Source organism: Streptomyces sp. KR80 (assembly GCF_052245555.1).
Taxonomy (GTDB): domain Bacteria; phylum Actinomycetota; class Actinomycetes; order Streptomycetales; family Streptomycetaceae; genus Streptomyces.
The window spans coordinates 415,792-429,476 of the sequence record NZ_JBQQCD010000001.1 but is presented as its reverse complement, the minus strand read 5'-3'; the positions used below and the strand labels follow the sequence as shown (position 1 = coordinate 429,476).

Below are 13,685 nucleotides of genomic sequence, written 5' to 3'. Positions count from 1 at the left end.
GCCGGGCTGGCCTGGCCCGCGATGGCCATGCCCTCCTCGATGGCCCCCATGGGCTCGATGGAGATGGCCGCTCCGTCCGCGGTCAGGGGCCACTCCTCCGGACCGGTGCATGCGGCAGCAGCGGGGCATGCAGCGATGCCGATGGCGACGGAGGGGGTCGAGCACGGGGTCCATTGCCCGTTGGTCGAGAAGCAGTGCGCGGCACCGAAGGCCACCCTCGTTCACGACGCGCAGCCAGGCCCGGCTCTGACCGGTCTACCGGCCGCGATGGCCTGCTCGCCAGCTGCTGTGGTGGCGCAGCCCGATGCGCCGCCTCCGGCGCTGCCGCCTCCTGATCTTCACCGGTTGTGCGTGTCCCGGACGTGATGGTTCGCCGCCCGTGAGGCTCTGCCTCGCGGGAGCCGTAATCCTCAATGTCCACCTCGGCACGCCCGTAACCCGAGCTTCTCCGTGCGCGTGCCGTCGTACCCGAATAGGAGTCGGACGCATGCCGTCGTCCATCACGTTGCTCATCACCGGTGTCAGCACAGGTCTGCTCACCGGTGGCGCCTCGTGCGCCGCTGTTCAAGGGGGCCTGCTGGCCGGCGCGGTCACCCGCCGCGCCCCTTCCCCGGCCCCCGGTCCCGCCGTTGCCAAGTCCTCTAAGTCGTCCAAGTCCTCAGCGAAGGGACCGCCCTCCGCGCACAGTTCGGGCGCGGCTGCCCGGCGCGGCGCTCCCGCGGCGTCCTTGGAACTCACCGCCAAGAACCTGGCCCCGGTTGGCGCGTTCCTTGCCGGCAAGCTGCTCTCCCACACCCTTCTGGGCGCCCTGCTCGGGGTCTTCGGCGATGCCCTGCAGCCCAGCCCTCGTACGCAAGCGGTGTTGCTACTGGCTGCCGGGCTGCTGATGGTGCTGTTCGCGCTCGACCTGTTCGGCGTCAAGGCAGTGGCCCGACTGGTACCCCGGCCGCCGGCCTCGTTCGGCCGACTGCTGCGGCGCAGCGCCAAGACCGACTCGGTCGCCACCCCGGCCCTGATCGGATTCGCCACCGTACTGGTGCCCTGCGGGGTGACCCTCTCCATGGAGCTTGTCGCGATCACCTCCGGATCGGCGGTGGCCGGAGCCGCGGTGATGGCCGGGTTCGTGCTCGGCACTGCGCCGCTGTTCGCCGCGCTCGGCTACCTTTTCCGCCGTACGAGCCGGGCGCTGTCCGGCCGGCTGGCCGCGCTCACCGGTGTGGTGGTGCTGGCCATCGCCGCCTGGACCATGGGCTCCGCGCTGCAAGCCGGAGGGTGGGTCTCCTTCAGCTCTCCGGGCAAGCCGGCCGCGGCGAGTGAACCGTTCACCGTCGAGGGCGGTTCTCACAGCGGGGGTTCGGGGGGCGGAGAGACGTCAGCGCCCGCCGCGCCGGTGCGCATCGATGCCTCCGGCAAGCAGGTCGTCACGCTGACCGTGACGGACTTCTACGTCCCCACCCAGTTCACCGCCAAGGCGGGCGTCCCGACCACGCTGGTGCTGCACGGCCAGGACTCCGGCGGCTGTGCCCGCGCCTTCACCATCCCCGAGCTCGGCGTCTCCGAGATCGTCAAGCGCAACGGCGACACCACGGTCGACCTGGGCACCCGTAAGCCCGGCGCCCTCCGTTTCTCCTGCGCCATGGGCATGCAGACCGGCACCATCACCTTCCAGGGAGACAAGGCATGAAGCTCTTCCACCGCAAGAAGGCGGCCGACTCCGAGGCCGGCGGGCAGGTGGTGCTCCTCGTGGAGGGCATGCATTGCTCCAGCTGCGGCTTGCTCATCGACGACGAGCTGGAGGACATCCCTGGCGTCCGCTCATCCACCACTGACATGAAGACCGGACGCACCACCGTCCGCTTGGAGGAGGGTGCTGACGTCGATGTCTCCGTGCTCGTCGCGGCGGTGGAACAGGTCGGCGAGTACACGGCCCGACCGGCCGACTGAGCTGAGATCGCACAGTTGTCCGGCCGGGCAGCCCCCCCGGCCGGGCCATTCGCCGCGGGCGCGGGCGCGGGTGCGGGAGACGCGGGTAGCCGGGAGCATGAAGCTGTGCCCGAGCCGAAGAACAGCGAGCGGTTGCGCCGCTACTGGGACAAGCACGCCCGCTCCTACGATCGGCAGATGCGGTTCTTCGACCGCACCCTGTTCGGCGAGAGCCGCAGCTGGATCTGCTCCCAGGCGAGCGGCGACGTGCTGGAGGTCGCCATCGGCACCGGACTGAACCTCCCCCTCTACCCTCCTGGCGTCCGACTGACCGGCATCGAGTGGAGCCCGAAGATGCTGGCCATCGCCCGCCGCCGCGCCGAAATGCTCGGCCGTACGGCAGACCTGCGGGAGGCCGATGCCCAAGCCCTGCCGTTCCCGGACGCCTCGTTCGACACCGTGGTGTGCACCCTGTCGCTGTGCGCCATCCCGGACGACCAGCGCGCCCTCGCCGAAATGAACCGCGTACTCAAGCCCGGCGGCCGACTCCTCCTCCTGGACCACATCCCCAGCACCGCCTGGCCCGTCCGCGCGATCCAGCGACTCACCGAACTCGTCACCGTTCCCCTCGGTGGCGAGCACCTCCTGCGCCGACCGCTTCGGCACGTCCAGGCCACCGGCCTGGAGGTTGAGCAGCGGGACCGGTTGAAGCTCGGCATCGTCGAGCGCCTCGCCGCCCGCAAACCCGCCCCACGATCCGCCGACAGGTGAAGCGCGCTGCCAGAGACGGGGCTTCCCGTCTGAGTACGCCGAAAGGGGGCACCGAAGCGCCACCCGGCTCCGGCGCTCCCTCGCCGTATGGTTCAGCGGAGGGGCTGGAAGCGGCGCAGCCGGAGGCTGTTGGAGACCACGAAGACCGAGGAGAAGGCCATCGCGCCGCCGGCGATCATCGGGTTGAGCAGGCCGAGCGCGGCCAGGGGCAGCGCGGCGACGTTGTAGGCGAAGGCCCAGAACAGGTTGGCCTTGATCGTACGGAGGGTGCGCCGGGCGAGTCGGATCGCGTCGGCCGCCGCCCGCAAGTCTCCTCGTACCAGGGTCAGATCGGATGCTGCGATCGCCGCATCCGTGCCGGTACCCATGGCCAGGCCCAGGTCGGCCTGGGCGAGGGCGGCCGCGTCGTTGACGCCGTCGCCGACCATGGCCACCACCCGGCGCTGCCGCTGGAGGCGTTCGACCTCGGCGACCTTGTCCTCGGGATGGACCTCTGCGATCACCTGGTCGATGCCGACCTCGGCCGCCACCGCGCGGGCCGCAGCCGTGTTGTCGCCGGTCAGCAACACGGGGGTGAGCCCGAGCCGCTTGAGGTCGGCCACCGCCTCGGCGCTGGTCGCCTTGACGGTGTCGGCGACCACCAGCGCGCCGGACACCTTCCCGTCCCAGGCGGCGAAGACGACCGTACGGCCCTGCGCCTCGGCCTCCTTCTGCGCGCGCCGGAGTTCTTCGGGCAGGGACATATCTTCCTGCTCCGCCAGCCAACGGGCCCGGCCCGCCCGGACGGTGCGGCCCTCGACCTGCCCGGTCACCCCCCGCCCTTGCGTATTGGCAAAGCCGGTCACCGCGGGCAATGCACCCAGCCGCTCTCGCGCGGCGTCCGCGATGGCGGTGGCGATGGGGTGCTCGCTGGCGTCCTCCAGACCGCCGGCCGAACGCAGGACCTCGGCCGCGTCCTGGCCGTCGGCGGGTATGACGTCGACCAGGCGCATCTTGCCCTCGGTGACCGTGCCGGTCTTGTCCAGAACGACGGTGTCGATCCGCCGGGTCGACTCCAGCACCTCCGGTCCGCGGATCAGGAGCCCGAGTTGGGCGCCACGCCCGGTGCCGACCATCAGCGCGGTCGGTGTGGCCAGCCCGAGCGCGCACGGGCAGGCGATGATCACCACGGCGATGGCCGCGGTGAGCGCGGTCGCCGCCGCGGCTCCGGTCAGCATCCACACGCCGAACGTGCCCACGGCGAGGGCGATCACGACCGGGACAAAGACCGCCGAGATCCGGTCCGCCAACCGCTGTACCTCGGCCTTGCCGGTCTGCGCCCGCTCCACCAGTGCGGCGATCTGCGCCAGCTTGGTGTCCGAGCCGATCCGGGTCGCGCGGACGAGGAGCCGTCCGTGGCTGTTGACGGTGGCGCCGGTGACCGGCGAGCCGGGCTCGACCTCCACCGGCACGCTCTCCCCGGTCAGCAGAGACTCATCGACCGCCGAGGCGCCCTCGGCCACCTCCCCGTCGGTGGCGATCTTCTCCCCGGGCCGCACTACGAACAGGTCCCCGACCGCCAACTCCTCAACGGGGATACGCACTTCCGCCCCGTCGCGCAGCACGGCGACGTCCTTGGCCCCGAGGTCCATCAGCGCCCGGATCGCTTCCCCGGCCCGCCGCTTGGCGCGGGCCTCGAAGAACCGGCCGGCCAGCAGGAACGCCGTCAGCACGACGGCGACCTCCAGATACAGGTGCTCCCCGCCGACGGCCAAGGCGCCCGTGCTCCACAGGTACGCGGCCAGTACACCGAGAGAGACCAGGGTGTCCATGGTCGCCGAGCCGTGCCTCAGATTCACCGCTGCCGCTCGGTGGAAAGGCCACGCGCCCCACGCCACCACCGGCGTGGCCAGGGCGAGGGCGACCCACTCCCACCCGGCGAAGTGCAGAGCGGAGATCATCGATATGACCACCACGGGCAGTCCGAGCAGCGCCGAGACGATCAGGCGGCGCCGCAGCCCGGCAACGTGCGCCTGCTCGGCATCGACGGCCTCGCCTTCCTCCACCTCCGGCGGGGCTGCTCCGGCGATCTCGGCGCCGTAGCCGATGGCCTCCACGGCGGCGATCAGCTCCGCCACCTCGACCGCCGGGTCCTCGCGCGTGACGTGCGCGGTCGCGGTCGCCAGGTTCACTGTCGCCCTTACGCCCGGCAGCTTGCCAAGCTTCCGCTCAACCCGCGCCACGCACGAGGCGCAGGTCATCCCGGTGATCGCCAGCTCTATGGGGTGGCCGGTGCCGGCGCCAGTGCCGGTGTCGGTCGTCGTGGACATCGTGGAGGTTCCTTCCGATTCATCTCTGGCTTGCCGGTGTGACCACGGCGAAGCCCTGTCCGGCAGCAGGCCGCCAGCTCAGCTCGCCGGCGTACAGGCGGCGCAGCACGTCGGGCGGCTGGTGGTAGCAGAAGACCGATCTCCTGGCGCCGACGATGGATGGGGTGTCCAGGAACAGCGGCAGCTCGGCCAGGAAGTAGCGCACCGCCCGCTCGATCTGCTCCTGGTCCGGCTGCTGCCCGTGGGGCAGCTTCCCGGCCAGCACCCATCGAGATGCCTCGCGGCAGGCGTCCCGGAAGCCCGGGTCCACGGCGTACCGCTTCAGGCCGTGCTCGTGGAGCCGACCGAAGGCCGCGTTGGTCTCCAGCTCGGCCCAGCCCAGTAATCGCGCCTCGGGATTGGTCAGCCCGAGCGACCTCAGTGCTGAGGAGATCTTGTTACGGGTGTATTGGCCCTGCCTGCGCGCCTTCCACGCGGCTTTCTGTGGCGCGTACCCCAGGGCCTCGAATGTGAAGGCACTCGGCGCGTCCGGCACGAAGAAGTGCACTCGCTGGAAACGCCGCAGCCCCCACGCCGCTAGGTCTCGTATCCGGGTCGTGGAGAAGTAGCTGTTGAACGGGCTGATTCCGAAGCAGGCATGTTCACCCCGCTCCACCACGGCCGCACAGTCGGCGCTTAACGGCTCCACCATCATCGCCGGACAGCCGTCCTCTTCGTCTGTCCTCATGCGCGCACCGTAGAACCTTGCCCTTGGGGCAAGGTCAAGCCGACACTGGAGACGCACCCTGTGGGGAAGGAGATCCGCCATGCTCACCGTCGGCCGTATCGCCGCCCAAGTCGGACTCAGCCCCAAGGCCGTCCGCCTCTACGAGTCCAATGGCCTCATCGACCCGCCAGAGCGCACCGCCGCGGGCTATCGCACTTATGCCGATACGGCACTGCCAGCTCTGCGCTTCATCCGCCAGGCCCAGGCCCTCGGCTTGAGCCTGAAGGAGATCAAGCGCATCCTCGACCTGCAACGTCATGGCCAGCAGCCGTGCGACCTCGTCATCGACCTGCTCGACGAACACCTTGCTCAGGTCGAGCAGCGCATCGCCGACCTCCAGGCTTTGAAGAAGACTCTCCAAGGCGCCCGCGACGTCGCAGATCAGGCCGCCGGGCGCGGCGAGCCAGGCGTGATCTGCCCGATCATCGAATCCGCCATCGCCCCCGGAGACGCATGACGCCCTCCGTGCGCGGCCACGCTCCATTCGACATGATGTCCTGAATTCAGGAATTTCTGTATCGTCAGTGGTGTGCTGACCGTTGCTTCCGAGGTCGAGGTGCTCGCGCGCTTCGGCCGCGCCCTCGCCGACCCGATCCGCTGCCGACTGCTCCTCGCCCTGCGCGAGGCCCCGGCCCATCCGTCCGATCTCGCCGACCGGCTGGACATCTCCCGCACCCGGCTGTCCAACCACCTCGCCTGCCTGCGCGACTGCGGCCTGGTCGTCGCGGTGCCGGTCGGCCGACGCACCCGATACGAGCTCGCCGACGAACGCCTCGGCCACGCGCTGGACGACCTGCGCACCGCCGTCGTGGCGATCGAGGCCGACCGCACGTGCCCGGACGCGGACGAGAACGGCTGCTGCTGAGATGACCGCAATATCCCTCGGGCCGTCCCCGGCCCGCCGCGACGTCCTCGCGCGCCAGATACGGCTGCTGGTCGCCGCCACGATCACCTACAACGTGATCGAGGCGATCGTCGCCATCACCGCCGGGACGCTCGCCTCCTCCACCGCGCTGATCGGCTTCGGCCTCGACTCCGTCATCGAGGTCTCCTCCGCCGCCGCGGTCGCCTGGCAGTTCTCCGCCCCCGACCACGCCGTACGCGAGGCGCGCGAGCAGCGCACCCTGCAGATCATCGCCGTCTCCTTCTTCGCACTCGCCACATACGTCACCGTCGACGCCGTCCGCGCGCTCGTCGGCATCGGCGAGGCCGAGCGGTCGATCCCCGGCATCGTCCTCGCCGCCCTCTCGCTCGCGGTGATGCCATTCCTGTCCGCCGCCCAGCGCCGCGTCGGCCGCGAACTCGGCTCCGCCTCCGCAGTGGCGGACTCCAAGCAGACCCTGCTGTGCACCTACCTATCCGCCGTGCTCCTGGTCGGCCTGGTCCTCAACGCCACCCTCGGCTGGTCCTGGGCCGACCCCATCGCCGCCCTGGTCATCGCCGCCATCGCCGTCAAGGAAGGCCGCGACGCCTGGCAGGCCAAGGGATGCTGCGCCCCCTCCACCTCCGCCGTGGCCATCACGGCCGCCGGAACCGAGACGGACAGGTGCGGCTGCCGCCCCGGATGCGACTGCTGCCACTGACCTCCCAAGCGCGAAGAGGGCCCCGGTGACGACACCGGGGCCCTCTTCCCGTTCAAGATCAATCTCACCGATAACCGCTGTACCGATGTTCCCCAAGGCCGGAGCCGGGGGACACACTGCCACGCTGCCCTCTCATAGGCCTTGCCGGGGGACGAGCCGTCGTCCGGGGTGGCCGCATCTCCGCCCTCCGTGGGGGAGCTCCTGGCGTCTCTCGGCTGGGCCGCCTCCTGTCCTTCTTCGGGCTCGGGTCGGGTTTCGCGGGGCACTACTGACAGTTCCGCCTCGCTGCGCATCAGCTCCGGGAGCACGCTCGTGTAGGTGTCGGAGGTGATCTGGCGCGACGATTGTCCGAGCCGCTCCTGGACGACCTTGATGTCGTTGCCTGCTAGCAGCGACAGAGTGGCTGAGCCGTGCCGGAGGTCGTGGAGGCGGATGGGCGGCATGTCGTAGACCTCGACGAGGCGGCTGAACCAGTCGGCGGGAAGCGTAAGGCGATCCGAGTAAGCGTCACCCGTAAGGGGGTTGCTGTCGTGCTTGCCGGTCTTTGGGTGGGATGGTTGCTGTGCGGTTCCCGGCACGAAGACTCCGGAGAGGCGGCGACTTCCGGGCCTTCGTGCCCAGGAGATGCGGATGCGGCCCTGTCATCGTGACCGAGTTGAGCTGGTGCAACGAGTCGAGCCCATCTTCTGGCTAATCTCAGTAACCGTGAACAGGCGACAGCAGAAGAAACTGTCGAAGCGTCTCGTCGAGGCTGCAGCGTTCGGCGATACTGCCCCGCTCCTGCGGGCTGGAGCCCACGCGGAGACGACCAACGCCGAGGGCACGACGCCTCTGTAGGCAGCATCCGTCCACGGAGCTAACGAAACCGTTCGCGGTCTGGGCAGCCCGGGCCTCGCCCAACACCGAAAGTTGCCAAAGGCCCTAGTGGTGCCAGGCCTGCCCGCCCGTGTTGTGGATGAACCGCTGCAGCACCTTGAGCGTCGTCAGATACTCCTGGTCAGAGACGCCGGCGTGTCGCTCGGACCACAGCTCCTCCTGCAGGCCTGCTGCCTTGTCGAAGTACTCCTTCCCCTCCGCCGTGATCCCAAGTCGCCTCTCGGCACCCTCGGTGATCCAACCCTGGGCGATAGTCGCGTCGATCTCCGCCCCCAGGGCGTCCTCACCCACGTCGAGGTAGTTCCGGAGGATCTCGGACACCTCGTCACGAGTCTTGATGTCCTTGGCCCGTGCGACCTGCGCGAGGACCCACCACTGCGGCTGGGTGATGCCTATCTCGGCGAGTGCGCCCCGGGTGCGGGTGACGACCGCCTTATGCGCAGCCCAGATCCAGTAGCCGATGGGCTGGTGGATCAGTTCGGCGTCGCTGTGCGAGTACTCCACGGTTGGTTCCCTCCGCTTCTCGGGCAAGATCGTTTGACGAAGAAGACCGTAGAAGCTGAACCGAACTTGAGGTCAAGGACTGCTTCCCTCGGCACGTGTCACGGCCGACTGCCACCAGGGCCCCAGACGACATCTGACGTTGATGGCGAGTTGCTGTCGGCTCGTGCGTTTCTGGCTCCAGGGGTCGGACCGGCGGAACGCCGTAACTCCTCCACACAGGTGAAGGGCGGCGATCAGCGATTCGCTATTGCCGGGAGGGAATGCTCAGGTGCCATAGCCTCGCAGTGGGCTGCGGCCGGCGTACCGGGGCAGCGCCGTGGCACCGGATGAAGGAATGCGACTGATGGCGACAGGCAAGGTCAAGTGGTTCAACCCGGAGAAGGGCTTCGGCTTCATCGAACAGGACGACGGCGGCGCGGACGTGTTCGTCCACTTCTCCGCCATCCAGACCAGCGGCTTCAAGGAACTGTACGAGGGGGACAAGGTCCAGTACGACGTCACCCAGGGACCCAAGGGACCCCAGGCGGAGAACGTCATCCCCCTGACTTAGCTGTGATGTCTCACCGCCTGCTCAGCGCGCAATGGCGCCGAACTTGTCTCCGCCCAGACGTGCGACCAGTCCGCAGCGGGCTGTGCACCACTGACGGACGGCCTGGCCGCGACCTGGTCGCCGACGTCGTGGCCACAGTTGTCGTTGATCACCTTGAAGCCGTTTCCCGCACCAAGGCCGCGGCTGTCACAAAGGCTACGGCAGGACACGCTCGAAGTATGGGAGTCTGCGAGCATGACCAACGTGCTTGGGAGCGATGCCGCGTAAGTCGGCGTCGGCGGTGCGTGCCGCCCTCCCGTTTCACCCGCGCAGAATCATGTCCTATTCCGTCATCCATGGCATCTCCGCAGGGACCTTGGGCGAGATTCGACGCTGGGAACGGGCCCGAGGAAGGCCTGGCGAGGTCGCGCGGGACCTTGCCTGGTGGAAACGCCAGGCAGCCGCGATGTGCAGTCGACGCTGGCACGGTCTGACCTCCGGGCCCTACTACTACGGGTACTACGCGTGCGAGTGCTGCGACTACGACCCACCCCGCGGTCGCTGGGGACTCGATGAGGTCCTTCGCTCTCTCTCCCCCCGTGGTCGACGCGAGCTGAGAGCTGTGGTGGAAGCGATCGACTCCCGCGTACTCGCCGCGACCTACGGTGGCGAGCCGGACTCGCCGGGCTGGTGGGAGCAACGCATGTGATTGCGATGCTGCGCAGTTCGACTTGGGCCTGGGCTAGGGGGTCTCGTGCCGACCGTTGGCTGACGGGCATCAGAACGACCGGCTGCTTCAGCCTTCGGCGTCTACTCCGCCCACGGGTAGCGTGTCGATCCCTGGATAGGCGCCGGTCATGAAGGCTCGCCCGGGGACGCTGGCGTGGGGTGAGACGGTGGGAACGGTGTCCGGCAGCTCTGGGAGGTCTCCGAGGGCGCGGAAGGCGATGACCAGGTCGTGTGCTCCGACACGGGCACCGCGGTCAACGTGCCGTAACTGCTGCGCTGCTCGTCGGTCAGGAACGCCACCGCTCCCGCCCCCCTTTTCGCTTCTGCCGGCGATGTGACGGCGCCCACGAAGTCTGATGAGCAGGGAACCTGACACCAGGGGATTACAGGGCCGGTGAGTGGCCATCATGCCGAAGACCAGCCGGACGACAACGAATCCCGCCAACTCCCGCACCGATCTGTGACCGTGACCGATATGGAGACTGGCGAACGGCAACCGCAACCTGGCAGTCGGCATCGGTTCACCCGTCGACAACCGGGTGTCGACACACTCGGACGCAGTTGATCAACGAAGACGTGCTCTTCGTCTGCTGAGGGAGGAACAGATGCGAAGACGTCGAATACACCGCGCGGGATTAGCGGTGGCGCTCGGCGGCCTGCTCGCGGTGCTTGTCGCGCCCGCCCACCAGGCGGGCGCGGCCCCGGCGCCGCTCACCGATCCCGGCCAGGCGGCAGCACTGGCCGCCAAGCTCGGCGACGACCGCACCGGTGGCGTTTACTACGACGACGGGCGCCCCACGATCGCGGTCACCAACCAGGCCGCCGCAGAATCGGTTCGCAACGCGGGCGGCAGGGCGAAGATTGCTCCCCATAGTGCGGCCGAACTCGCCTCCACCCACGCCGAACTGGACCGGCTGGCGGGTATTCCCAACACCGCGTGGGGCGTCGACCCGAGCAGTAACCAGGTGTCCGTCAAGATCTACGACGGGGTGTCCGCCGCCGATCGGGCCCGGATTGACAGGGTCGCTGCGGCCCACCACGACGCGGTGCGCATCGAGAAGCTCTCGGGCAAGCTAGAGAAGTCCGCCTACGAGATGCGCGGCGGCGTCGGCATCGTCTCTCGCACAGCCTCTGGCGGACGGCTTTGCAGTGCCGCGTTCAACGCCACTAACTCCTCCGGGGAAAGGTTCCTGCTCACCGCCGGGCACTGCATGAGAGGTGGCTACTACGACTGGTACCGGCGGAATGGCGACATCTACCTCGGCACGAAGACCACCTTCGACGACGGGGGCAGGGACTACGCCATCATCGACTACCGCAACTCCAACGTCGTCGCGTACGGGATGATCCAGTACAAGGACGGCACAGCGGGGCAGATCGAGGACTCACGCTTCGCTTACGACGGCGAATCCGTGAAGCGCGTGGGAGCCGTAAGCCAGGACCTCGTCGGCATTGTGCTCCAACCCAGCACGACCGTCACCTACGACGACGGAAGCGTCTACTACAACATGATCGAGACTAGCCTCTGCAACATGAGCGGCGACAGCGGAGGACCCCTGTTCACGGGGACGTTTGCCCTGGGCATCACATCCGGCGGCAACTATGTCGAGGAGCCCTGCGGCGATACCGATGGTCAAAAAGACCGTGTTACCTACTATGAGCGCGTGGATCCGGTGCTCAGCGATCACAACCTCAGCGTCTACTGAACCTGGATCCACCGCGCGGTAATCGCTCTGTAGAGGGCCCGATGCGGAGAAGGACGCGGACCTGATGCGGTGAAAGGAGCGGCGCCTTGCGCTTCTGCCGGGCGCAGGACGAAGTCCCAAGCTCGGGGAAGTTGAATTCACCGTATGACGTCCGCACTGGGTGGGAATGGACCTGCACCGAGGCCGCTCGGTGCAGGTCCATATGGCGGGACGGACAGCGTCCGTATCCCGTTCTCGCGGTCGAGGAGGTGATGCCCCGACTGAGGTGGATGCCCTGGCTGTCCATCGACCCGGACTGGGACCCGAAACGGCCCATCGAGTGACAGGGCACTACGCCGCCGTGCGCATGCTGCGCGAAGCAGCCACGCGAGCGGATCGAGCTGCTGCCCGGGATCACCGTGCAGGCATGGATGTCGGAAATGGATCGCCCGGCGGCGAATACACCGTAGGGCAGGGCTGATGCCCGAACAGCGGGAACACCTGGAGCAGCTCGGCATCCAGCCCCTGTCCTCTGTGCCGCCGGCTCCGGCCAAGGCCCGCAGGGCGTCTCTGGCGCTGTCGAAGGCGGCGTGGGGTACTACGTCAGTACAAGGAGGCGGGAGGGCACCCTCAGCAGATTCACCCGTTCCCATGCCGAGACCAGCCGGTACAACGGGCAGGACGTGCAGTTCCGGCTTGGAATCAGCTCGCCCAGGTGACGGAACTCGGGCTGGACTGGGCGGCGTTGTGCCGATGGGTGAGCGCACGGGTGGCGCAGTAGCGCCGCCCGGCCGTCTACCTCCGACCAGCGTCTTTGCGGGTCGCGTTCCAGCATGTGGCTGGGGCGACCCACCGATGCCGTGACCGCCCTTTCCTCTACTCTCAGGAATGCCTCGCTCTGACGATTTCAACTCCAGCTCGGCGAGGGCCCGTTCGGCTCTCCGTACGGGACCGGTCGGCCCGTGAACGCGTCTAGGAGGACACGGTCGCCGACCGGCCGATCCAGCTTTACCGTCACCTTCTCGCCGTTCAGCTCGGCGGTGCAGGGACCGTCCTTTGTCCCGACGACTGATGCGGACAGCACCACGCTGCCGCCCGTCTCCAGCACGTCCACGGCGGGGCCGTCGTCGCAGGATCCGTGGGTGGCCACCACAGTGACGGACCGGCCGTCCCCGGCCACCTCGACCAGCTGTCCGAGCGGTGCCAGCTCGTCGGTGGGCACCTTCCCAGCTGGCTTGATCGGCGGCTCGGGGAGCTTCGACGGGCTGAGGGCGACCCGCTTGAGTGGGGTTTCGTAGCCCTCCAGGGTGAACAGCCAGGCCGGGACGGTCGCCGGGCCACGGCTGGTGGCCAGGGTCATCTCGCCCAACTTCGCTCCGGTCACGGTCAGGTGCGGTCCATCGTTGCTGCCGCGGGCCACGGTCTCGTACGCCTTCCGCGCCCCGATCAGCGGCAGCGTGACCGAGCCGCCCCTCTCCCACTTCACCTGCCCGTCCTTGTGCGGGGTGGCGGGAAGTTCGCCGCGCAGGACGAAGTTCTGGGTTATGTAGGCGCGCTTGTCGGCGTTGTCGCGGAAGGCGTTCTCGGGCAGTTGGACCGCCTCCCCCATCGGGTAGTAGCCCTTGCGCCACACTTCGGCGGCCTTGGAGCCGTCCCAGGCGCTGACGACCTGGCGGGCGCGGGCCTTCGGCTCCGGCGCCCGGTCGGTGTCACGGACCTCCGCACCGCGGCCGCCGGCCTTCTCGCTGCCGCAGCCGGCGACGGCACCGGCTCCGGCGATGGTCAGGGAGAGCGTGACGAGCAGATTGACGGTGCGTGCGATGTTCGTACGCATGGGTCCCCCAGTTACTTACGGTGACGGGTGGAGGCTGTGTGCTGAGGGTGTAGGCCGTACCGCCCCTGTGACGCGTCGACCCCGGGCCGGGTTCCGTCCTGATGGCCAGGGGCTTCGATGCGTAGTTTTTGCAGTCCCGCTTGTTGTTGCATCGTGACTCCTAGCTGCGGGGTGCA

13 protein-coding genes are annotated in these 13,685 nt (G+C 68.6%); 9 read left to right on the top strand and 4 right to left on the bottom strand.

From position 1 onward, the window contains the following. The first annotated feature begins 487 nt into the window (after nt 1-487). The 3 genes from ACTWQI_RS01935 (at nt 488) to ACTWQI_RS01925 (ending at nt 2,694) form a co-directional block, all read left to right on the top strand. The gene (locus tag ACTWQI_RS01935; RefSeq protein ID WP_443266749.1) at nt 488-1,684 is read left to right on the top strand and encodes an urease accessory protein UreH domain-containing protein; all 1,197 of its coding nucleotides are present in this window, start codon (nt 488-490) and stop codon (nt 1,682-1,684) included. After that, on the top strand, nt 1,681-1,944 hold the full coding sequence (locus tag ACTWQI_RS01930; protein ID WP_443266747.1) for a cation transporter: 264 nt from the start codon (nt 1,681-1,683) through the stop codon (nt 1,942-1,944). Before ACTWQI_RS01935 ends, ACTWQI_RS01930 begins: the two co-directional genes overlap by 4 nt. Before the next feature lie 105 nt (nt 1,945-2,049). Then, on the top strand, nt 2,050-2,694 hold the full coding sequence (locus ACTWQI_RS01925; protein WP_443266745.1) for a class I SAM-dependent methyltransferase: 645 nt from the start codon (nt 2,050-2,052) through the stop codon (nt 2,692-2,694). Between the two features lie 92 nt (nt 2,695-2,786). Here ACTWQI_RS01925 and ACTWQI_RS01920 read toward each other — a convergent pair whose 3' ends face one another. Both ACTWQI_RS01920 and ACTWQI_RS01915 read right to left on the bottom strand, forming a co-directional pair. Continuing rightward, entirely contained in the window at nt 2,787-5,003 is a 2,217-nt protein-coding gene (locus tag ACTWQI_RS01920) for a heavy metal translocating P-type ATPase (RefSeq protein WP_443266743.1), read from the bottom strand. A gap of 19 nt (nt 5,004-5,022) precedes the next feature. Continuing rightward, entirely contained in the window at nt 5,023-5,730 is a 708-nt protein-coding gene (locus ACTWQI_RS01915) for a tRNA-dependent cyclodipeptide synthase (RefSeq protein WP_443266741.1), read from the bottom strand. A gap of 79 nt (nt 5,731-5,809) precedes the next feature. Here ACTWQI_RS01915 and ACTWQI_RS01910 point away from each other — a divergent pair, with 79 nt between their 5' ends. The 3 genes from ACTWQI_RS01910 to ACTWQI_RS01900 all read left to right on the top strand — a co-directional run bounded on the left by ACTWQI_RS01910 (nt 5,810) and on the right by ACTWQI_RS01900 (nt 7,352). Further along, the gene (locus ACTWQI_RS01910) at nt 5,810-6,226 is read left to right on the top strand and encodes a heavy metal-responsive transcriptional regulator (protein WP_443266739.1); all 417 of its coding nucleotides are present in this window, start codon (nt 5,810-5,812) and stop codon (nt 6,224-6,226) included. Nucleotides 6,227-6,298: 72 nt separating this feature from the next. Continuing rightward, nucleotides 6,299-6,634, top strand: coding sequence for an ArsR/SmtB family transcription factor (locus tag ACTWQI_RS01905; RefSeq protein WP_443266737.1), 336 nt, complete (start codon nt 6,299-6,301; stop codon nt 6,632-6,634). Between the two features lies 1 nt (nt 6,635). Continuing rightward, a complete protein-coding gene (locus tag ACTWQI_RS01900) occupies nt 6,636-7,352 on the top strand; it encodes a cation transporter (protein ID WP_443266735.1) in 717 nt (238 codons plus the stop codon). A 921-nt stretch (nt 7,353-8,273) separates the two neighbouring features. Here the strand turns inward: ACTWQI_RS01900 and ACTWQI_RS01895 are convergent. Continuing rightward, nucleotides 8,274-8,732, bottom strand: coding sequence for a MarR family winged helix-turn-helix transcriptional regulator (locus ACTWQI_RS01895; RefSeq protein WP_443266733.1), 459 nt, complete (start codon nt 8,730-8,732; stop codon nt 8,274-8,276). Nucleotides 8,733-9,075: 343 nt separating this feature from the next. On the opposite strand from ACTWQI_RS01895, the gene ACTWQI_RS01890 reads away from it, so the two are divergent. The 3 genes from ACTWQI_RS01890 to ACTWQI_RS01880 all read left to right on the top strand — a co-directional run bounded on the left by ACTWQI_RS01890 (nt 9,076) and on the right by ACTWQI_RS01880 (nt 11,696). Beyond that, nucleotides 9,076-9,282 carry a cold-shock protein gene (locus ACTWQI_RS01890; RefSeq protein WP_443266731.1) on the top strand — a complete coding sequence of 69 codons (207 nt, stop codon included), beginning with the start codon at nt 9,076-9,078 and terminating at the stop codon, nt 9,280-9,282. A gap of 445 nt (nt 9,283-9,727) precedes the next feature. Continuing rightward, on the top strand, nt 9,728-9,970 hold the full coding sequence (locus tag ACTWQI_RS01885; protein WP_443266729.1) for a hypothetical protein: 243 nt from the start codon (nt 9,728-9,730) through the stop codon (nt 9,968-9,970). 661 nt (nt 9,971-10,631) lie between these two features. Beyond that, the gene (locus tag ACTWQI_RS01880) at nt 10,632-11,696 is read left to right on the top strand and encodes a S1 family peptidase (RefSeq protein WP_443266727.1); all 1,065 of its coding nucleotides are present in this window, start codon (nt 10,632-10,634) and stop codon (nt 11,694-11,696) included. An 886-nt stretch (nt 11,697-12,582) separates the two neighbouring features. On the opposite strand, the gene ACTWQI_RS01875 is transcribed toward ACTWQI_RS01880, so the two are convergent. Next, nucleotides 12,583-13,509, bottom strand: a complete 927-nt coding sequence (locus ACTWQI_RS01875) for a hypothetical protein (protein ID WP_443266725.1) — start codon at nt 13,507-13,509, stop codon at nt 12,583-12,585. Nucleotides 13,510-13,685: the final 176 nt, after the last annotated feature.

Excerpts from the sequence above, each read along its gene's own strand:
- ACTWQI_RS01935 (WP_443266749.1), top strand. The coding sequence starts at position 488 with ATGCCGTCGTCCATCACGTTGCTCATCACCGGTGTCAGCACAGGTCTG.
- ACTWQI_RS01930 (WP_443266747.1), top strand. The coding sequence starts at position 1,681 with ATGAAGCTCTTCCACCGCAAGAAGGCGGCCGACTCCGAGGCCGGCGGG.
- ACTWQI_RS01920 (WP_443266743.1), bottom strand. The coding sequence starts at position 5,003 with ATGTCCACGACGACCGACACCGGCACTGGCGCCGGCACCGGCCACCCC.
- ACTWQI_RS01915 (WP_443266741.1), bottom strand. The coding sequence starts at position 5,730 with ATGAGGACAGACGAAGAGGACGGCTGTCCGGCGATGATGGTGGAGCCG.
- ACTWQI_RS01910 (WP_443266739.1), top strand. The coding sequence starts at position 5,810 with ATGCTCACCGTCGGCCGTATCGCCGCCCAAGTCGGACTCAGCCCCAAG.
- ACTWQI_RS01900 (WP_443266735.1), top strand. The coding sequence starts at position 6,636 with ATGACCGCAATATCCCTCGGGCCGTCCCCGGCCCGCCGCGACGTCCTC.
- ACTWQI_RS01890 (WP_443266731.1), top strand. The coding sequence starts at position 9,076 with ATGGCGACAGGCAAGGTCAAGTGGTTCAACCCGGAGAAGGGCTTCGGC.
- ACTWQI_RS01885 (WP_443266729.1), top strand. The coding sequence starts at position 9,728 with ATGTGCAGTCGACGCTGGCACGGTCTGACCTCCGGGCCCTACTACTAC.
- ACTWQI_RS01875 (WP_443266725.1), bottom strand. The coding sequence starts at position 13,509 with ATGCGTACGAACATCGCACGCACCGTCAATCTGCTCGTCACGCTCTCC.